Origin of the sequence: Streptomyces sp. NPDC001663, from assembly GCF_042893105.1 — a bacterium.
Classification (GTDB): domain Bacteria; phylum Actinomycetota; class Actinomycetes; order Streptomycetales; family Streptomycetaceae; genus Streptomyces.
Window position 1 is genome coordinate 374,081 of the sequence record NZ_JBIAUR010000001.1, and the last position, 18,427, is coordinate 392,507.

Annotated in this window: 18 protein-coding genes and 1 tRNA gene; 8 read left to right on the forward strand and 11 right to left on the reverse strand. The window is 71.9% G+C overall.

The features are described 5' to 3' along the window. Positions 1–24: 24 nt before the first annotated feature. On the reverse strand, positions 25–1,266 hold the full coding sequence (locus ACFY1L_RS01765; protein WP_388816564.1) for an NAD(P)-binding domain-containing protein: 1,242 nt from the start codon (positions 1,264–1,266) through the stop codon (positions 25–27). A 126-nt stretch (positions 1,267–1,392) separates the two neighbouring features. Between ACFY1L_RS01765 and ACFY1L_RS01770 the strand changes: the two genes are divergently transcribed. From ACFY1L_RS01770 to ACFY1L_RS01780, 3 genes are read left to right on the forward strand one after another with little or no spacing between them, the layout of a single operon-like run. Next, positions 1,393–2,766 (forward strand): exopolysaccharide biosynthesis polyprenyl glycosylphosphotransferase, encoded by a 1,374-nt coding sequence (locus ACFY1L_RS01770; protein WP_388816567.1) that lies wholly within the window; start codon positions 1,393–1,395, stop codon positions 2,764–2,766. Between the two features lie 12 nt (positions 2,767–2,778). Then, entirely contained in the window at positions 2,779–4,002 is a 1,224-nt protein-coding gene (locus ACFY1L_RS01775; protein WP_388816570.1) for an ATP-grasp domain-containing protein, read from the forward strand. After that, entirely contained in the window at positions 3,999–5,147 is a 1,149-nt protein-coding gene (locus tag ACFY1L_RS01780) for a glycosyltransferase (RefSeq protein ID WP_388816573.1), read from the forward strand. The genes ACFY1L_RS01775 and ACFY1L_RS01780 overlap by 4 nt, the downstream gene beginning before the upstream one ends. A 10-nt stretch (positions 5,148–5,157) precedes the next feature. Here the strand turns inward: ACFY1L_RS01780 and ACFY1L_RS01785 are convergent, their stop codons facing one another. Together ACFY1L_RS01785 and ACFY1L_RS01790 are read right to left on the reverse strand one after the other, a co-directional pair. Further along, entirely contained in the window at positions 5,158–5,928 is a 771-nt protein-coding gene (locus ACFY1L_RS01785; RefSeq protein WP_388816576.1) for a polysaccharide deacetylase family protein, read from the reverse strand. Beyond that, positions 5,925–8,081 (reverse strand): glycosyltransferase, encoded by a 2,157-nt coding sequence (locus ACFY1L_RS01790; protein ID WP_388816579.1) that lies wholly within the window; start codon positions 8,079–8,081, stop codon positions 5,925–5,927. The genes ACFY1L_RS01785 and ACFY1L_RS01790 overlap by 4 nt, the downstream gene beginning before the upstream one ends. A gap of 231 nt (positions 8,082–8,312) precedes the next feature. On the opposite strand from ACFY1L_RS01790, the gene ACFY1L_RS01795 reads away from it, so the two are divergent. Further along, entirely contained in the window at positions 8,313–9,065 is a 753-nt protein-coding gene (locus ACFY1L_RS01795; RefSeq protein WP_388816582.1) for a TetR/AcrR family transcriptional regulator, read from the forward strand. 7 nt (positions 9,066–9,072) lie between these two features. Here ACFY1L_RS01795 and ACFY1L_RS01800 read toward each other — a convergent pair whose 3' ends face one another. Together ACFY1L_RS01800 and ACFY1L_RS01805 are read right to left on the reverse strand one after the other, a co-directional pair. After that, complete coding sequence (locus ACFY1L_RS01800; protein WP_388816585.1) at positions 9,073–10,371, reverse strand: phosphatidylserine/phosphatidylglycerophosphate/cardiolipin synthase family protein; 1,299 nt, start codon at positions 10,369–10,371, stop codon at positions 9,073–9,075. Positions 10,372–10,597: 226 nt separating this feature from the next. Then, a tRNA-Pro gene (locus ACFY1L_RS01805) sits at positions 10,598–10,671 on the reverse strand. A 100-nt stretch (positions 10,672–10,771) separates the two neighbouring features. On the opposite strand from ACFY1L_RS01805, the gene ACFY1L_RS01810 reads away from it, so the two are divergent. The 3 genes from ACFY1L_RS01810 to ACFY1L_RS01820 all read left to right on the forward strand — a co-directional run bounded on the left by ACFY1L_RS01810 (position 10,772) and on the right by ACFY1L_RS01820 (position 14,349). Next, positions 10,772–11,296, forward strand: a complete 525-nt coding sequence (locus ACFY1L_RS01810; RefSeq protein WP_388816587.1) for a DUF309 domain-containing protein — start codon at positions 10,772–10,774, stop codon at positions 11,294–11,296. Positions 11,297–11,372: 76 nt separating this feature from the next. Further along, a complete protein-coding gene (gene cobF / locus ACFY1L_RS01815) occupies positions 11,373–12,146 on the forward strand; it encodes a precorrin-6A synthase (deacetylating) (protein WP_388816590.1) in 774 nt (257 codons plus the stop codon). A gap of 82 nt (positions 12,147–12,228) precedes the next feature. Continuing rightward, positions 12,229–14,349, forward strand: a complete 2,121-nt coding sequence (locus ACFY1L_RS01820; RefSeq protein ID WP_388816593.1) for an MDR family MFS transporter — start codon at positions 12,229–12,231, stop codon at positions 14,347–14,349. Here ACFY1L_RS01820 and ykgO read toward each other — a convergent pair. Genes ykgO through rpmG form a run of 3 tightly spaced genes read right to left on the reverse strand, consistent with a single transcriptional unit; the run spans position 14,330 to position 14,943 of the window. Beyond that, positions 14,330–14,452: a type B 50S ribosomal protein L36 gene (ykgO, locus tag ACFY1L_RS01825; protein ID WP_361258987.1), complete on the reverse strand. Its 123-nt coding sequence runs from the start codon at positions 14,450–14,452 to the stop codon at positions 14,330–14,332. The two genes, ACFY1L_RS01820 and ykgO, sit on opposite strands and share 20 nt — an antisense overlap. 24 nt (positions 14,453–14,476) lie before the next feature. Then, a complete protein-coding gene (locus ACFY1L_RS01830) occupies positions 14,477–14,737 on the reverse strand; it encodes a type B 50S ribosomal protein L31 (protein WP_388816596.1) in 261 nt (86 codons plus the stop codon). A 41-nt stretch (positions 14,738–14,778) separates the two neighbouring features. Further along, positions 14,779–14,943 carry a 50S ribosomal protein L33 gene (gene rpmG / locus ACFY1L_RS01835; RefSeq protein WP_388816599.1) on the reverse strand — a complete coding sequence of 55 codons (165 nt, stop codon included), beginning with the start codon at positions 14,941–14,943 and terminating at the stop codon, positions 14,779–14,781. Positions 14,944–15,066: 123 nt separating this feature from the next. Here rpmG and ACFY1L_RS01840 point away from each other — a divergent pair, with 123 nt between their 5' ends. Continuing rightward, a complete protein-coding gene (locus tag ACFY1L_RS01840; RefSeq protein WP_388816602.1) occupies positions 15,067–15,873 on the forward strand; it encodes a TIGR01458 family HAD-type hydrolase in 807 nt (268 codons plus the stop codon). Here the strand turns inward: ACFY1L_RS01840 and ACFY1L_RS01845 are convergent. The 3 genes from ACFY1L_RS01845 to ACFY1L_RS01855 all read right to left on the reverse strand — a co-directional run bounded on the left by ACFY1L_RS01845 (position 15,859) and on the right by ACFY1L_RS01855 (position 18,408). Continuing rightward, positions 15,859–16,632 (reverse strand): sulfite exporter TauE/SafE family protein, encoded by a 774-nt coding sequence (locus ACFY1L_RS01845; RefSeq protein ID WP_388816605.1) that lies wholly within the window; start codon positions 16,630–16,632, stop codon positions 15,859–15,861. The two genes, ACFY1L_RS01840 and ACFY1L_RS01845, sit on opposite strands and share 15 nt — an antisense overlap. A 71-nt stretch (positions 16,633–16,703) precedes the next feature. Beyond that, the gene (locus ACFY1L_RS01850; RefSeq protein WP_388816608.1) at positions 16,704–17,192 is read right to left on the reverse strand and encodes a universal stress protein; all 489 of its coding nucleotides are present in this window, start codon (positions 17,190–17,192) and stop codon (positions 16,704–16,706) included. Between the two features lie 28 nt (positions 17,193–17,220). Continuing rightward, a complete protein-coding gene (locus tag ACFY1L_RS01855; RefSeq protein ID WP_388816610.1) occupies positions 17,221–18,408 on the reverse strand; it encodes a thiolase family protein in 1,188 nt (395 codons plus the stop codon). Positions 18,409–18,427 lie beyond the last annotated feature (19 nt).

Sequence of the window (18,427 nt, forward strand, 5' to 3'; positions counted from 1 at the left end):
GCGCGTACCCCATCTCCCGTTGCCCTATCCCCCGTTGACCGCCGCCAGTGCGGCGCTGATCCGCCTGGCGGTGAATCCCGTACCGCACACGAACCGCAGCAGCGGCCCGAAGGTGGGCGCGGCGGCCAGCCCCGCGAAGTACAGACCCGGCACCGACGACTGGAAGTCGGCGGACAGCTGCGGCGCATTGGCCAGTTGAGGCGGCTCGGCGGCGCTCTTGCGCACCGACCGGCGCAGCTGCGGGCTCAGCAGCTCCACCCGGTCGACGTCGACCAGGTATCCCGTCCCCGCTATGACGTGGTCGGCGTACAGGGTCTCCACGTCCCCGCCCTCGTTCCGCACCTTCAGCCGCACCCCGCCGTTCTCGCGCGCCGCCGAGTGGAGGCTGCGCCCGGACAGCACCGGGACCCGGCCCTGCACGCGCTCCCGGAGCCACCATGCGCCGGACGGTCCCAGCACCGTGCGCAGCAGGTGGGCACGGATGCGGGCCGGCAGGTGCCGGATGGCGGAGGGCCCGCGGCTGCAGACCACCAGCGGCCAGCCGGTGCCCATCACGGCCTCCGGCCACATCAGCCGGGCGTGCAGCGGGCGCTCTTCCGCCCTGTCGGCCACCGGAGGAGGACCGAAGGACGGCCGGGTGCGGGCGACCACCGCGGGCTCCGCGCCGGCCTCGTTCAGCAGGGCAGCGGTCTCGAGGGCCGACTGGCCGCTTCCCACCACGACCACGCGCCGGCCCGCGAACACCGACAGGTCGGTGTGGTCCGCGGTGTGCGAGACGAGGCTGTCCTCGTGCAGCTCGGCCAACTCGCGCGGTACGTAGGCGAAGGGGTTGACGCCCGTGGCGACGACGACGGACCGCGCGGTGAACTCCTCCCCGGAGTCCAGCGTGACCCGGAACCGGCCGTCAGGGGGGCGGTCGATGCGGCGCACCGCGGTCCGTTCGAGGCCGGGGACGCAGTTCTCCTGGAACCACAGCCCGTAGCGCACGAATTCGGACAGCGGCACCGGTTCCCGCTCGCGGCCCGGGTGGCGTCCCTCCTGGGCCCGGAACTCCCCGAGCCCGTGTCCCGGGGCGGGGGCGGAGATCGACGACGCGAACGGGGAGGACTTGAGGTACATCTCGCGCGGCATGTGCGAGCGCCAGCCCTGCATCGGCTCCCCGAAGATCCGGTGCGGCACTCGGCGGGCCTGGAGGTGCGCGGCGATGGCGAGCCCGTAGGGGCCTGCTCCCACCACGGCGACTTTGACGTCTCCTGGAGGCTTCATGGTTTTCCGGCGCCTTTCCCATCAGCGAGTTCTTGACGAACTGCCCAAATCGGGCTTATGTATACATACAGCGTAAACGTACGAGGTAGGGCAGGCAAGACCGGCCAAGAGGTGAGGTAGCGAGCCGTGGCCGTCGTGGACGAGACGATCAGCACCGGACCGGCGAGGACCGCGGGACGGGCGCGCGGGCGCCGCCGCCGTGGCTCTTCGGTTCCGGTCCTGCTCGCGGTAGACGCACTCGCCGCGGGCGTCGTGGCGGGCGGGGTGTTTCTGCTCTTCCATCGCTGGTTCGTCCCGGCCGTGCTCGTCCCGCTGTGGCTCGGCGCTCTGGTGTCACAGCGGGCGTACGACTCCGGTGCCGACGCGGAGTGCCTGCGCCGGGTTCTGCGGGCGGCCTGTCTGGCCGTCGCCGCGGCCGGCGCCGCATGGTGGTTCGTGCCGCGCGACGAGCCGCTGCACGACGCGCTGATCGCACTGCCCCTCACCGCCGGGCTGACGCTCGGGCTGCGGCGGTGCCGGCGGGCGAGGACGCGCGCAGACGCAGGCCGCGTGCTGGTGCTCGGACCCGCCGAATCCGCCGCCGAACTGATCGCGGCGCTGCACCGGGGGCGCTCCCCCGCGCCGCAGGTCATCGGCGTCTGCCGCACCGGCCCGGTCGCACCCGACGCCGTGGACCTGCTGAAGGCGGTACGGCGGACCGGCTGCGACGGGGTCATCGCGCTGCCGGGCCCCCAGCTGGGCGCCGACCGGCTGCGGCGGCTGTCCTGGGAGCTGCGGACGGCGGGCGTCGACCTGATGCTGGCGCCGGTGCTCGCCGACGTCTCGGCCGGGCGGCTGGCCGTGCGTCCGGTCGCCGGAGTGCCCCTGCTGCAGCTGCGCGCACCCACGCTCTCCGTGCTGCCGCGCATCCCCAAGGAGCTGACCGACCGCCTGCTGGCGCTGGTCGGCATCCTGCTGCTGGCTCCGCTGATGGCGGCCGTCGCCGCCTGGATACGGCTGGACAGCGCGGGACCCGCGTTCTTCCGGGAGCGCAGAATCGGCCGCGACGGCCGCGAGTTCACCCTGCTGAAGTTCCGGACGATGCACCGCGGTGCGGACCGGCTCAAGGCCGAGCTCGCCCACCTCAACCTCTACGGCAGCGACCGGTACTTCAAGATCGCCGACGATCCGCGCGTCACCCGGGCGGGGTCGTTCCTGCGCTCGTCCTCGCTGGACGAACTGCCGCAGCTGTTCAACGTGTTGGCGGGCCACATGTCCCTGGTCGGCCCGCGGCCCCTGGTGAAGGACGAGGTCGCCGCCCTGAGCGAGGACGGCAGCCACCGGCTGCTGGTGAAGCCGGGGATGAGCGGGCTGTGGCAGGTCAGTGGCCGCTCCCGCCTGCCGGTCGAGGAGCGGGACCGGCTCGATGTGAGCTACGTCGAGAACTGGTCGCCCGCCCTCGACCTGTCCATTCTGCTGCGGACCCCGTCCGCGGTCGTGCGCCGGACCGGCGCCTGCTGACAGGAGCCCCTCATGAGGGACCAAGTACCGGCACTGCTCGTCAAGTTGGGGCGTTTCCCCCAGCTCCACGGAGGGCTCGGGGTGGTGCGCACCCTCGGCCGCATGGGTGTCCCGGCGTACGCCATGGTCGAGGACCGTTTCACGCCGGCCGCCCTCTCACGCCACCTCGCCGGCCGCTTCGTCCGCCCGACGAGCGGCCGGGAGGACACGGCGGAACTGGTCGCGGCCCTTCTGCAGATGGGCCGGGCGATCGGACGCCCGACGGTCGCGGTGGCGGAGGGGGACGAGGCCGCCGTACTGCTGGCGGAGAACGCGGACCGCCTGGCCGAATGGTTCGTCCTGCCCCCCGTGCCGCCCGCGCTCCCCCGCAGGGTGGCCAGCAAGGAGGGTCTGCACCGGATCTGTCAGGAGCACGGGGTGCCCACTCCACGGACCCGATCGCCGGTGAACCGCGCCGAGTTGGTCGCGGTGGCTCGCGAGTGGGGCTTTCCGGTGGTCCTCAAGGACAGGGAGGCGTTCACCAAGCTGGACGACTCCGCCATGGGACACACCACCGTCGTGCACGACGAGGACGAGCTGCTCGCCCGGTGCGGGGCGGCCGAGTCGCCCTCCGTCATCGTGCAGGAGTACATCCCGCTCGACATCGCCGAGGAGTGGTTCACCCACCTCTACGTCGGCGCGGGAGGCACGCCCCGGCTCGTCTTCACGGGGCACAAGCTCCGCTCCTGGCCGCCCGGCACGGGCCTCACCACGCGGGCGCGGGCCCGGCCGAACACCGTCCTCGCGAGGCTGGCCGCCGAGCTGTGCCGGGCGATCGGCTACTGCGGGATCGCCGACCTGGACTGGCGGTTCGACCGGCGTGACGGCCGCTACAAGCTGGTGGACTTCAACCCCCGGTTCGGACAGCAGTTCCGCCTCTTCAGAACCGCGCGAGGAATGGACGTCGTCCGGGCTCAGTACCTGGATCTGACCGGTCAGCACGTTCCTGACGGGTCGCAGGTCCACGGCCGCGGCTTCATCGTGGGCAACCTGGACGCCGTGTCGGCGACGGTGAGCGCCTGGCGCGAACGCCGGCTCCCGGCGGCGCTGTCCCGGCGCAACCTCGAACGGGCCTGGCTGAGCCCGGACGATCCCGTGCCCGCGGTCGCCGAAGCGGTGCGCTTCAGCGGGACCGTGGCCCGGCGGCTGACGAAGCCGGTGCGCGCCGCGGTCCCGCTGAAGGGCGCAGTCCCATGAGGGGGACCATCCTGCACCTCGCCCAGTCGAGCGAGGCGGGCGTCGCCCGAGTGGTCACGGACCTGGCCGCCGGGCAGTGCGCGACGGGCGACCACGTCATCGTGGCGTGTCCGGCCGCCGGCACGCTGCCGCGGACGGCCGCGCGGTGCGGGGCCGAGGTGGTGCGGTGGGACGCCGTACGCTCTCCCGGTCCGGCGCTCGCGCGCGAGGTGGCCGGGGTGCGGCGCATCGTGGGCACGGTGCGTGCGGACGTGGTGCACCTGCACAGCGCGAAGGCGGGCCTCGCCGGGCGGCTGGCGATCCGCGGGCGCCTGCCCACCGTCTACCAGCCGCACGCCTGGTCCTTCGACGCCGCCTCCGCCGTCCTGCGGGCCGCCGCCGTGCGGTGGGAGCGGACGGGCGCGCGCTGGGCGCACCAGGTGGTGTGCGTCAGCGAGGGCGAGCGCACCCATGGGGTGGCCCTCGGCATCCGGTCCCGGTACACCGTCGTACGCAATGGGGTGGACCTCGAGTGGTGTGGTCCGCCGGAAGTCTCCGCGCGTGAGGCCGCGCGGTCCCGGCTCGGTGTCGCCGGCACCGGACCGCTGGCCGTGTGTGTGGCGCGGCTTTGCCGTCAGAAGGGGCAGGACGTGCTGCTCGACGCCTGGGCGGAGGTCGAGGAGCGGATGCCGCGGGCGCGGCTGGTGCTGGTCGGGGGCGGGCCGGAGCGTTCGGTGCTGGCTGCGCGGGCGTCGTCGACCGTTCGGTTCGCCGGAGCCGTCGTAGACCCTCGTGACTGGTATCTCGCCGCTGATCTCGTGGTGCTGGCCTCGCGCTGGGAGGCGGGCCTGGCGCTCGCCCCGCTGGAGGCCATGGCGTGCTCACGTCCCGTCGTCGTCACCGATGTGCCCGGAGCGCGGGAGTTTCTGCCGCGCCGTCAAGTGCCGTCCGCCGTCGTGCCGTTGGAGGATCCGGGTGCGCTGGCAGCCGCGATGACGCGTCTGTTGGCCGACCCGGCGACCAGCCGTGCACTCGGCGAGGAGGCGCGGGCCCACGTCCGCCGCCATCACGACGTGCGGCGGGTCGTCGAGCGCATGTACGACGTGTACGACGAGGCGAGCCGGGTCTGGGCCGCGGGGGTTCACGGCCCGGACGAGCACCTGTAGGACCCGGTCGCTATCGCTGGGCGAAGCCGATCAGTGAGTGCAGGGCGGGGCGCAGCAGCGGCACCGCACCGGACATCCTGCGGGCCGTGTGATAGCCCCGCCAGGTCTTCAGCCGGAAGGTCGCGTCGACCTCGGTGGCGTTGATGTCGACGCGCGGGACGGCGTAGCGCCCGGCGCCGTGGTGCACGCTGAACGCGATCTCGAACCCGGCTTCGGCCACGGCTCTGCGGGCGGCGGCGTCGTGCGTTCCGTAGGGGTAGGCGAAGGCGCGGGCTCGCTTGCCGGTGATGTCGGCCAGCGCCGCCGCGGCGTCCACGAGATTGCGGGTGAGGGTCCGAGCGTCGGCGTTCGCCATCTCGCTGTGGTCCCAGCCGTGACATTCGACATCGAGCCCCGCGGCAGCCAGCGCGCGTATGCCGTCGGCGTCGAGCAGCGGCTCGTCGGTCATGTCGGTCATCCATGTGGAGGTGCCGCCGAGCACTCCGGTGAGCACGAAGGCGGTGGCGGGGAAGCCCAGTTCGCGCAGGACCGGCACCCCGTCGTCCAACAGGCCCTGGTAGCCGTCGTCGAAGGTCACCAGCACGCTGCGTCGAGGGAAGTCACCGCTCAGGTACCGGCCGAGCGTCAGGGGCGTCCAGCCCCGGTCGAGGAGCCGTCGCAGCTGTCGGTGGAGCGTGTCCGGTGGGACGAACAAGCAGAACGGGTCCTGGTGGGCGGGGCGCTTGCCGACGCCGTGGTACATCAACACCAGTGGTTGCCTGGTCGGTATGGGGTGACTCATCGGAAACCCTTCGTGTCCGGACCGTACGCGACGGTCCTGTCCGTTTTGATCCGGTCGGCCAGTCCCCGTCCGGCTCCGGCCGCCTTGGCGAGGTCGCGCAGCGCCGCGGCGAAGGGGACGAGGGGCAGCGCCGTCCAGTGGCCGCGGCGGACGGCCCTGGTGAGCGGCAGTGACACATACGCGGCGAACGCCGTGGTCGCGGCGGACCGTGCGCGCGGGCCCTTGGCCACCGCGGCGAGGGCGGCGGCGTAGGCGAGGGCTCTGGCCAGGTCCCGGCCGAGCACGCGCCGGTCCGCCGAGCGTCCGTCGCCCTCGCCGTAGCGGAAGTACATGGCCGCCGTCCGGCGCAGCGTCGGCCGCTGCTCCCAGCGGACCTCGGCGGCGGAGGCCAGGACCGCGCGGTGGCCGGCCCCGACGACGGCACGCCCGAAGAGCACGTCCTCGGCGGTCCGCAGCTGTTCGGGGAAGCCTCCCGCGTCCTGCCAGGCGGCCCGGGTGAAGGCCATCGAGCGCCCGGTGGGCATGGTCGCGTCGAGTCCGCGGCCGAAGAGCCGGCAGTACGCGCGGGTCCACGGTCCCGGATGCCGGGCCTCCTCGGGGACCGGATAGCCCGCGGCCGCCATGGCCCGGGCCGGCGCGCCATGGCCGTCGACCCGGTAGACGCCGGTGATCAGGTCGGCCGGCTCGGGCTCGGCCGCGGCGGAGCGCAGTCGGTCCAGCCAGTCCGGGTCGGGGTAGCAGCCCGCGTCGGTGCAGGCGATCAGCGGGTTGACCGCCGCTTTCACGCCTGCGTTGCGGCCGGCCGAGATGCCAGCGCCGGGGAGGCGGAGCAGACGTATCCGGGCGTCCTTCGCGGCCCACGCCTCGACCCGGTCGGCGGTGTCGTCGGTCGAGCCGCCGTCGACGACGACGATCTCGTCCCCGTTCGCGGCCAGTTGGGGAACCAGCAGGGCCAGCAGCCGGTCGATCACGTCGGCCTCGTCGAGCACGGTGGTCACCACCGAGACCGGCGCGGTCCCGGTCAGCCCCGCACCGGGCAGCCGGGCGGCCGCGGACATGATCTGCACCAGCCGTCCGGCGCACTCGGCCGGACCCGGGTGGGAGGCGGTCAGCCGCTGCCCCTCCGCGCCCATCGCGAGACGGGTGTCGCGGTCCGCCAACTGCCGCAGCGCCAGGCCGACTTCGGCGGGGTCGTCGGGCGGCACGGCGATCCCGGCGGGGGCCGCGCCCGGCTGCGCCACCCGGTCGGCGACGGGGCCGGGCGTGGTGATCACCGGGATCGCGGAGCGCATCGCCTCCAGGGCGACCGCACCGAAACCCTCGGGGTGGGGCATGGCCGGGGTGGGCCTGGTCAGCACCGCGGCCGCGTCGGCGCCGGGGATGATCCGCCAGGCGTCCTGGACGAAGCCCGCGAAGTCGACGCGGTCTCTCACGCCGAGTTCGGCGGCCAACTGCACGAGCCGGCTCCGCTCGTCCGGTTCGGTCGGATCCTCGCCCCCGACGACGGCCAGCCGCCAGCGCTCGCCGCCGGGCTTCGCCAACGCTTCGATTGCGTTGTCCACGCCCTTGTTGGCGACCAGGCGGCTGACGGTGAGCAGCAGCGGCTCGTCGTGACCGTCTCCGAGCCGCACGCCGTGCCGTACGAGTTCCTTCCGGGCTGCCTCGCGGGGCAGTGCGGTGCCCTCCGGCGCGGGGAACGGCACGAGGACGGCCCGGGGATGCCGCGAGGCGACGACCAGTCCGTCCGCCGTCGCCACGCAGTCGTCGATGAGCGCGGCCAGGAGCTTCATCAGCCGCGGGTGGGTGTAGTCGTGCTTGGCCCACACGCAGCGCACCCCGGTGAGCCACGCGGCCGGGCCGCACACGCACGCCGCCTTGATGCCGTTGGCGAGGACCACGTCCGGCGGGTCCGCCCGCAGCCGGCGCGCGAACCATGCCGCGGAGGCCGCGATCGCCGCTCCGGTCCGGCCCGTGCGGTGCGTGACGCAGGGGATGCCCCGGCGGCGGAACTGCTCGCCCAGCGGCCCCTCCCCCAGCATCACCGCGTCCACGTCCAGCCGGTCGGTGGCGTCGAGCAGCGCCAGCAGCCACAGTTCGGCACCGCCGAGGATTCCGGCGGTCGTGACCACCGTGACGCGCAGTGGACGGTTCATGTGTCCCTCCAAGCAGAGTCGCGGCGCCGATCTGCCGCCGACCCAAGGAGGACAGACCAGCGCCGCCCAGAGGACTCACGGCAGCTGTTCTATGTATATTTACGATGTATACGTACAGAATAGAGTGAAACGGACACGCGGTCAAGGCGGGGACCTTCGACCGCTTCCGGCTAACATCCGTGTTTACGTCGTATACGGATGCCGTCAGCCCCCGAAGGGGCATGCGGCCGCATGGCGAGGAGACGCGCAATGGCGAAGAGCGCCTCGGATCCCGGCCCCACGCGTCGCGCAAGCGACCGCGGGCGCTACGGCAGGCTCAATCGCGAGCGCGTGCTGGCCGCCGCCCTGGAACTGGTGGACCGCGAGGGCCTGTCCGCGCTGAGCATGCGCCGGCTGGGCGCGGAGCTCGGCGTGGAGGCGATGGCGCTCTACCGGTACGCGGCGAGCAAGGACGCCCTGCTCGACGGCCTGGTCGAAGCGCTCTATCTCGAGCTGGAGGAGCGCCTGGCCGCCGAACCCGGGACCGGCTCGACGGACACCGCGCCCGCCTGGCGCGCCGAGCTCCACCGGATCGCCCGGGCGACGTACGACGTCTGCCTCGCGCACCCCCGGGCCGTACCGCTGCTCTCCACGCGCATGCTGGCGGTTCCGCTGGCCCAGCGGCCACTCGCCGTCCTCAAGGACCACGAGAGGGTGCTCGCCCTGCTCCGGGACGCCGAACTGGACGAGACCCGCTCCGCGACCGTGTTCCAGGCCTTCACCGCCTGGCTCCTCGGCTATGTGTCCGTGGAGCTGCGGCCCATGGTGGACAACCCCGACGAGCCCGATCCGTCCTTCCGCCTGGGCCTGCACCGCATGCCGTCCCAGGAGCTGCCCCGGCTCCGGCAGACCGCCCCCGCTCTGGCCGAGCGGGGCGGACCGGAAGGGCTGGCGGCCGGGCTGGACGCGCTGCTCGACCGCTTCGCCCAGGAACCTGGAAAGTGACGACCCGTCAACCCCCGCAGGCGGAGCGGACCTTGTAGAAGGTGCTCAGATACTTCGAGTGGTACGACGCGCTGACGATCCGTACGAGCGCCTCATCGGCCGAGCGCAGCGAAGACCCGGCGAGGTTGGCACTGCCCGTGTAGACGCGCGGGGTGATGCTGCCGCCGTAGTCGCCGTCGATCAGGATCTCCTTGTTGTGCGGACGGACGTCGATGCCCGGGCCGTTGGGGATGCGGCACCTGCGGTACTGGATGCCGGCTGCGGCCAGCTTGTTGGTGATCTTGGAGTCGCTCTCGGCGTAGACGATGTCGATCCAGCAGCCCCTGCCGCGCAGTTGGGCCAGCTTGTCGGCGACCTGGACGCGCGAGCCGTAGAAGGTGTGCATCAAGATGCGGATGTCGGTCTGGTGCCGTTGCCCGTCCGCGCCGGTGTAGGCGCAGCTGACCTCGTTGAGAGCGTTGACGACGGTGTCGGTGGCCGGGTTGTTGTACGAGGCGTCACCGCGCGGGAAGAAGAAGGCCCGGTAGGTCGACCCGGTCGGGGTGGAGAAGTACACGTGGTTGTTGCCGCCCGCGAGGGTGCGCCCGACGCGCTGCTTCTCGTGATACGACGCGTAGCCGTCGTAGACGGTGGCGTTCGCGAAGGTCACGGCGTCGTTGAAGGACTCGACCTTGTACCAGTCGGAGAGGTTCGAGGAGGTCTGGAAGACGACCTTCGAGTAGCTGGTGCCGTCGTCGAAGGGCCCGATCCTCGAGAAGATGAAGTACTTGTTGTGGTTGTACGCCGGTGCGGGCGGGGCCACGCTCAGGCAGCCGCGCACCACGTCGTCCACGCCGTCGGCGTCCTCGAACCTGTCGTCGCAGACGACGATCCAGGAGCGGGCGGCGTCATTGGTTCCGAGCCCGGACCTGAGGGACCGGTAGACCGGGTTGTTGTACTCGACGCCCCCCTCGCCGACATAGGTCGACTCGTCGACGATGAGCTTGACGTTGACGCCGCGCTGGTCGGCGGCGAGCAGCGCGTCGGCGACCTCCTGGTCCTGGAACTCGTACATCGAGCCGCGGATCGTCGCCCCGGCGGGCGTCGCGTCGATCAACCGGACGAGCTGGGTGAAGATCGCCTTCTGCTGCTCCGGGGTGCCCAGCGGGTCGTTGAACACGGGTCCGTTGATGACCGGCTTGGTCAGTGCGGCGGCGGGTGTCGCGGTGCCGACGAGCAGCGCGGCCACCAGGTACAGGACCACGGCGACGGGTGCCAGCATGCGGAGGGGGCGAGCCGGCTGCGGGCCCACGGTCGAACGGGTCATCTTCGCCCTTTCCTCGAGAGTCGAGAGGGAGCACGGAAGCGAAGGGATCACTCTGTGCCGGGCGAGGTCACTTTGTGTGGCAGGGGTACGGCGGGCGACCGGAGAGTCCAGGCATTCGGAGCATCGGGGGGCTCGACGGCCGGCGGGCGCGCACGGCCCAGGGGCGGGAACCGGCGCATACGAAAAGGGCCCCGCAGGCTTCCGCCTGCGAAGGCCCTTCGCACCGTCGGGACGACAGGATTTGAACCTGCGACCCCTTGACCCCCAGTCAAGTGCGCTACCAAGCTGCGCCACGTCCCGGTGCGCTTTCCGCGGTGAACCGCGTGATCGCGCGGACAGCACTTTACCCCACGTCGGGTACCGCGCCGAAGTCGGTCGCGGGGCGCGGGACAATCGGCGTATGGGCAGTACATCCTCAGGACGATCGGCAGGCGCACGGGACCGGGACGGCGAGGGGCGGGCGCGCAACGCCCGGCCGCGGGACGGGCTCGGGCGGCCCCTCCCGTACGAGGCGCAGGGCGTGGCCCGGCAGCCCGAAGGCGTCGTGCGCACCCCGGAGCAGAGCGTCGCCGAGGCGCAGGAGTTGCTGGACGCGGGCAAGCCCTTCCACGCGCACGAGGTGTTCGAGGACGCCTGGAAGTCGGGGCCGGAGGAGGAGCGGGCGCTGTGGCGGGGGCTGGCGCAGGTCGCCGTGGGGCTCACGCATGCTGCCCGCGGGAACGTCACGGGCGGCGCCCGGCTGCTGCGGCGGGGCGCCGCGGGCGTGGAGCAGTGGGCGGCGCAGTCGGGGCGGCAGCGGCCGTACGGGATGGATCTGGTGGGGCTGGTCGCCTGGGGGCGGGGGCTGGCGGACGACGTGGAGGCGGGCGGCGGGGCCGTCGACGCGGGGGTGCGGGCGCCGCGGCTGCGGGGGCAGGTGTCGTAAGGGACGAGTCCGTGCCGTATCCGCTCGGTGTGGATGTGCTGTACGGACTGTCAGTGGCGTGCGGCAGACTCGGGGTGTGCGAAAGATTCATGTCATCGGCATCGGCGCGGGCGACCCCGACCAGCTCACCTTGCAGGCGGTCAGGGCGCTGCGGAGTACGGACGTGTTCTTCATCCTCGAGAAGGGCGATTTGAAGAGCGATCTCACGCGCCTTCGCCGGGACATGCTCGACGCGCACATACCGGAGGGGTCGTCGTATCGGGTGGTCGAGGCGCGGGATCCGGAGCGGGACCGGAGCGCGGGAGGTGCGGCCTACTCCCCCGCCGTCGGGGACTGGCGCAGCGCCCGTGCGGGCATCTACGAGCGGCTGATCGCGGAGGAGCTGGGCCAGGAGGAGAGCGGCGCGTTCCTGGTGTGGGGAGATCCCGCGTTGTACGACAGCACGATCGGGATTCTCGACGAGGTGCGGGAGCGGGGCGCCGTGGACTTCGAGTACGACGTCGTGCCGGGGATCAGCAGTGTCTCGGCGCTCGTCGCCCGGCATCGGACGGGGCTCAACCGCGTCGCCGGGCCGGTGCAGATCACCACCGGGCGTCGGCTCGCCGAGGGCTTCCCGGAGGGGGTGGACGACGTGGTGGTGATGCTGGACGCCCACCAGACGTTCCGGAAGTACGCCGAGCAGGACATCGACATCTACTGGGGCGCCTACATAGGCACCCCGGACGAGATCCTCGTCTCCGGACCGATCGCCGAGGCCGCGCCGCGGATCGAGCGGCTGCGCGCGGAGGCCCGCGAGCGCAAGGGGTGGATCATGGACACGTATCTGTTGCGGCGGAACTCCGAGGACTGACCCCAAGGAGCGGCGGCCCGCAGGCCACCCGAGCGGACCGGTCCCGCATGCGTGCGTGGTCCACCGGTGTGATCGTGACCTCGTGACAGTCGCCGAGGAGCTCGCACCGTCCGCCGCCTCGCAGCCGCCCGTGCTGGACTCGCGCCGGCGCAACGTCGTCTTCGTGACGATCATGCTCGGGATGCTGCTCGCGGCCCTGGACCAGACGATCGTCGGCACGGCCCTGCCGACGATCGTGTCGGACCTCGGCGGTGCCGCGCACATGTCGTGGGTGGTGACCTCGTACCTGCTCGCGGAGACCGTCTCGACGGTGCTGGTCGGCAAGTTCGGCGACCTGTTCGGGCGCAAGGTGGTCTTCCAGGTCTCGGCCGTCGTCTTCATCACCGGCTCGTTCCTGTGCGGTCTGGCCACGAACATGTCGCTGCTGATCGCCTGGCGCGCGATGCAGGGCATCGGCGCGGGCGGGCTGATGGTGACGGCGATGGCGCTGATCGCCGACGTGATCCCGCTGCGGGAGCGCGGCAAGTACCAGGGCGCGATCGGGGCCGTGTTCGGGGTGGCCACCGTCATCGGGCCGCTGCTGGGCGGGCTGTTCACCGACCATCTGTCCTGGCGCTGGGCGTTCTACGTCAACGTGCCGATCGCGATCCTCGTCGTCGTCGCGGCCGCCCGCACCATCCCGGTGGTGAAGTCGGCGTCCCGGCCCGTCATCGACTACCTGGGCATCGCCCTCGTCGCGGTCGGCGCGAGCGCGCTGATCCTGGCGACGAGTTGGGGCGGCAACGAGTACGCGTGGACTTCGGGCACCATCATCGGCCTGTTCGTGGGAGGCGCGGTCGCGCTCGGACTGTTCTGCTGGGTGGAGACCCGGGCACGCGAACCGATGCTGCCCATGCGACTGTTCGCCAACCCGGTATTCACGGTCTGCTCGGTGCTCAGCTTCATCGTCGGGTTCGCGATGCTCGGCGCGATGACGTATCTGCCGACCTATCTGCAGTACGTCGACGGCGACTCGGCCACGATCTCCGGCGTACGGACGCTGCCGATGGTGATCGGACTGCTGATCGCGTCGGTGTTCAGCGGCAACGTGGTCAGCAAGACCGGCCAGTACCGCTACTTCCCCGTCGTCGGCTCGCTGGTGATGGGCGTCGGCCTGTATCTGATGTCCCTCATGGGGCCGTCGACGGGCGCCTGGCTGGAGTCGCTGTACATGTTCGTACTCGGCACCGGCATCGGCCTGTGCATGCAGGTCCTGACGATCGCCGTGCAGAACACCGTCGACTACGCCGACCTCGGCACCGCGACCTCCGGCGTCACCTTCTTCCGTACGCTGGGCAGTTCCTTCGGTACGGCGGTGTTCGGCACGATCTACACCAACACCCTCAAGCCGAACCTCACCGACGGAATCGCGGAGGCCGCGGGGTCCGGCGCCGTCAACCCGGCGGTCGTCGCCAAGGCGGCGACCAGCCCGGAGGGACTGCACAAGCTGCCTTCAGGGGTCGCCGCCCCGATCATCGACGCGTACGCCGACACGTTGCAGACCGTCTTCCTGTGGACCGTGCCGGTCGCGGCCGCAGGGTTCCTCGTCTCGCTGTTCCTCAAACAGGTCGAGCTGCGCGACAGCGCGCGGGCGGGCTCCACCGACATGGGCGACGGGTTCGCCTCACCGCACGGCGCAGACTCGCAGCGGCTGCTCGAAGCGTCCGTCGGGAAGATCATCGGCAGCACGGACCTGGACACGGTGCGCCGGATCATGGCGGAGTGCGACACCCGGCTCGACATCGCCGGCGCCTGGGCGGTGATGCAGGTCGAGCTGCTGAACCGGCTGGTCGGCCACGCGAGCCTCGGCGTGATCGCCGCCCGCCGCCACATGCCGCCCGAGGTGCTGCTGCCGGTCTTCGACCGCATGGCGGACGAGGGTTTCCTCATCCGCGACGGCTCGCTCCTCTCCCACACCGAGGCCGGCGCACGCGAGGCCGCGGTCATCAGCCAGGCGTGGGCCGAGTGGCTCGAGGAACGGGTACAGCAGGACATCGGCCGCCCCTCCGGGACCGATCTGCGCGCCGCCGTGGACACGATCGCGAAGCGACTGCTGGTCGAGGACCTGTCACACGGTCTGTCCCAGCGCCCGGCGGAACTCGTGTCCAGCGGCGCGGACCGGGCAGCCGACGTCCGTAACTCCGTCAGCCCTGGCGGGCCTTGAAGCGGGGTTCCTTCTTGTTGATGACGAAGACCACGCCGCGTCGGCGGACCACCTGGGCGCCGGGCCTGGACTTCAGTGAGCGCAAGGACTTGCGCACCTTCATGGTTCTGCTCTCCTCACTCCGTGGTCAGCTGCGGTTCTCGGCCGCGCGGCCGTAGCGGCGCTCGAAGCGCTCCACTCGGCCGGCGGTGTCCAGGACCCGCGACTTCCCCGTGTAGAAGGGGTGGGACGCCGACGAGATCTCGACGTCGATGAGCGGGTAGGTCCGGCCGTCCTGCCACTCGATCGTCCTGGACGAGTCGGCGGTGGAACGGGTCAGGAACGCGACGTCCGCGGCGCGGTCACGGAAGACCACGAACCGGGTGTCGGGATGGATGCGGGGCTTCATGGGGTTTGCCTCCTCGGAACCTGGGGCTGTTCGAGACGGGTTCAGCGCTCTTCGCGGAACAGGATGTGCGCGCCGACCACCGGGTCGTACTTGCGCAGGACCAGCCGGTCGGGGTCGCTCAGGCGGTTCTTGCGGGTCACGTAGGTGACACCGGTTCCAGCCGTCGACTTCAGCTTGACGACGGGGCGCGCGGTGCTGCGTGCCATGGGGTCCTCCCTTCGCCCACACCACGGATCCTTGATCCGGGCATGTCAATTACAGTCGTTGTAACGCCGCCTCCCCCCGTTGCATTCCCGGGTTGCCGACTCGTTCGCGGCTATCGTCCAGCCATGGAGTCTGTACGTGCCGTCCTGATCGACATCGACGGGGTCCTGACGGTCTCCTGGGAGCCGCTGCCGGGGGCCGTCGAGGCGTTGCGGGAGCTCCGGGAGGCCGGGCTCGGGATAGCGCTGGTGACCAACACGACCTCACGGACCCGGGCGTCCATCGCCGGGACGCTGCGGGAGGCGGGGTTCGCGGTGGACACGGAGGACATCCTGACCGCGCCGGTCGTCACCGCCGCGTATCTCGCCGAGCACCACCCGGGGGCTCGGTGTGCGCTGCTGAACAGCGGGGACATTCGGGAGGATCTCGAGGGCGTCACGCTCCTCGACCCGGCCGACGCCGATGCCGCTGCGGTGCCGGACGTCGTCATCGTCGGAGGCGCCGGGCCCGAGTTCGACTACGCCTCGCTCAACCGGGCCTTCGGGTATCTGCAGCGCGGGGCCCGGCTGGTGGCCGTACACCGGAATCTGTACTGGCGTACCGATGCCGGGCTGCAGCTGGACTCCGGTGCGTTTCTCGCCGGGCTGGAGAAGGCCGCCCGTACCGAGGCCGAGGTCACGGGGAAGCCGTCGGCCGCGTTCTTCGGGGCGGCGCTCGCCCGGCTGGGGGTCGATGCGGGCGATGCGGTGATGGTCGGGGACGACATCGAGTCGGACGTGCTGGCCGCGCAGCGCGCCGGCCTCACGGGGGTGCTGGTCAAGACCGGGAAGTACCTGCCGGAGACGCATCGGGACGCGAGCGGTACGCCCGACCGTGTCATCGAGTCCTTCGCGGACCTGCCGGCGCTGCTGCGCGGGTCAGCGGAGAAGTAGCTGCAGGCCGCCCACGACCGTGGCCGCGATCACGAGTTGCTCGAAGAGTCGCTGGTTGATTCGGTTCACAGCCCATTTGCCGATGAACGCACCGGGTACGACGAACACCGCGAGCGCGGCGTCAAGGAGCAGTGAGGGTCCGTCGATCAGGCCGAGGCCGGCGCTGAAGGGCACCTTGGACACGTTGACGATCAGGAAGAAGAAGGCCGAGGTCCCCAGGAAGCCGAGCTTGCGGAAGCCCGCGGACAGCAGATACATCGACATCACCGGGCCGCCCGCGTTGGCGACCATCGTGGTGAAGCCGCCGAGGACGCCGTACGAGCGGGCCTTGACGCGGCCCGAGCGAGTGGCGACCGAGTCCGGTTCCTCCTCGGCCTCGGCCGTGCGTCGCCGCCAGACCGTCACGGCCGCCATCAGCAGCAGGATCGCGCCGATCGACGTCCGTACGATCCCGTCGTCGGCCCAGACCAGGAACAGCGTGCCGAGGACCACGCCCGCCGCGACCGCCGGGAACAGCCGCCAGAGCGTGGGCCAGTGGGCGTGCCGCCGGTAGGTGAGGACGGCGAGGACGTCGCCGACGATCAGGATGGGCAGGAGTACGCCGGTGGAGGCGCGGGCGGGCAGGACCGCCGCGAAGATGGCGAGGCTCACCGTGTTGGCCCCGCTCACGGCGGTCTTCGAGAAGCCGACGAGGAGGGCCGCGAAGGCGAGGGCGGCGAACTCCCAGCCGGTTATGTGCCAGAGCGTCATCGTGTTCATGCGGGCACCGATGCTATGCGCATGCATCCGGCGGCGTAAGGAGCGTCTCGACAGGTGGCGACTGCCCGGCCCTATCGGTGATGCGGCGGTGGCGGCATGTCTGCGAGGTCCGGTGCCGGTTCGGGCCAGATGAGCAGCACGGGACACGGCGCGTGGTCGACGACGAAGCGGCAGGCCGGGCCCAGGCTCTTCGGCCCGAGGCGGCTGCGGTCGCCGTCCCGGGCCAGGATCAGGAGGTCGGCGTCCTCGGCCGCGGCGACGACCTCGCGTTCGACCCGGCCGGTGCGCTCCACGCGGGTGCAGGGGCGGCCGAGTCGGTCGGCGGCGGCCTGCAGCAACTGCTGGGCCGAGGCGGCGGCGAGATGCTCGACCTGGATGCCGGGATCGCGTTCGGGATGCCCGCGGCCGAGCAGTCCGGCGAAGGCGCCGTGCGCGACGCCCGGGAGCTCCTGTCCGGTCACGTGCAGCAGCACGATCTCGTCGCCCTCGGCCGTATGCGAGCGGGCGGCGTCCACGCATGCCGGCCAGGTGCCCTCGACGATCCAGACCACGACAGCCATGCGGAGGCCTCCACCCTGCGAAGAACAGCTAGTGCCTCTCTACCAGCACCGCGCTCCCCTGTCCCACCCCCACGCACATGGTGGCCAGGCCGCGCTCCGCCCCCGTCCGCCGCATGCCGTGCAGCAGTGTCGTCAGGATGCGGGCTCCCGAGCAGCCCAGCGGGTGGCCGAGGGCGATCGCGCCGCCGCTCGGGTTGACCAGGTCGGGGTCGATGCCGAGTTGGTCCACGCAGGCGAGGGCCTGGGCCGCGAACGCCTCGTTGAACTCGGCCTCCTGGATGTCGGCGATGCTCCAGTCGGCGCGGGCGAGGACCTTGCGCGTGGCGGGGACCGGGCCGATGCCCATGACGTCGGGGTGGACACCGGCCGAGACGCCGGCGACATAGCGGCCCAGCGACTCCAGGCCCAGGTCGTTGAGGGCCTCCTCGCTGACCAGGAGGAGGCCGGCGGCGCCGTCGTTCATCGGTGAGGCGTTGCCCGCCGTCACCGTGCCACCCTCGCGGAAGACCGGCTTCAGGCGCGCGAGCTTCTCGTACGACGTGTCCTCGCGGATGCATTCGTCGGCGTCGACGAGTACGCCGTCCGGGCGCTCCACCGGCAGGAGTTCGTCGTCGAAGTGGCCGTTCTTGCGGGCGTCCGCGGCGCGTTGGTGGCTGCGCAGGGCGAACTCGTCCTGGCGTTCGCGCGGGATGCCGTATCGCTTCGCCACCTCCTCCGCGGTCTCGCCCATGGAGAGCAGGCCGTGGAGGTCCTTCATCGCCGGGTTGACCAGGCGCCAGCCGAGGCGGGTGTCGGCGGTCTCGATGCGGTGCGGGAGGGCCTCGTCGGGGCGGGGCAGGACGAAGGGGGCGCGGCTCATCGACTCGGAGCCGCCCGCGAGGACGACATCGGCCTCGCCCGCGGCGACGGTGCGGGCGGCCAGCGTCACCGCCTCGAGGCCGGAGGCGCACAGGCGGTTGACCGTGGCGCCGGGTACGGACTCGGGGAGGCCGGCGAGCAGGGCGGCCATGCGGGCGACGTTGCGGTTGTCCTCGCCGGCCTGGTTGGCGGCGCCCCAGTAGACGTCGTCGATGCGCGCCGGGTCGAGGGCGGGTACGTCGGCGACGAGCCCGCGGACGACGGCCGCGGCGAGGTCGTCGGGCCGTACTGCGGACAGGGCTCCGCGCAGTTTGCCGATGGGGGTGCGGCGGGCGGCCGCGAAGTGGACGGGACGCACGACAGGACTCCTGAGCTAC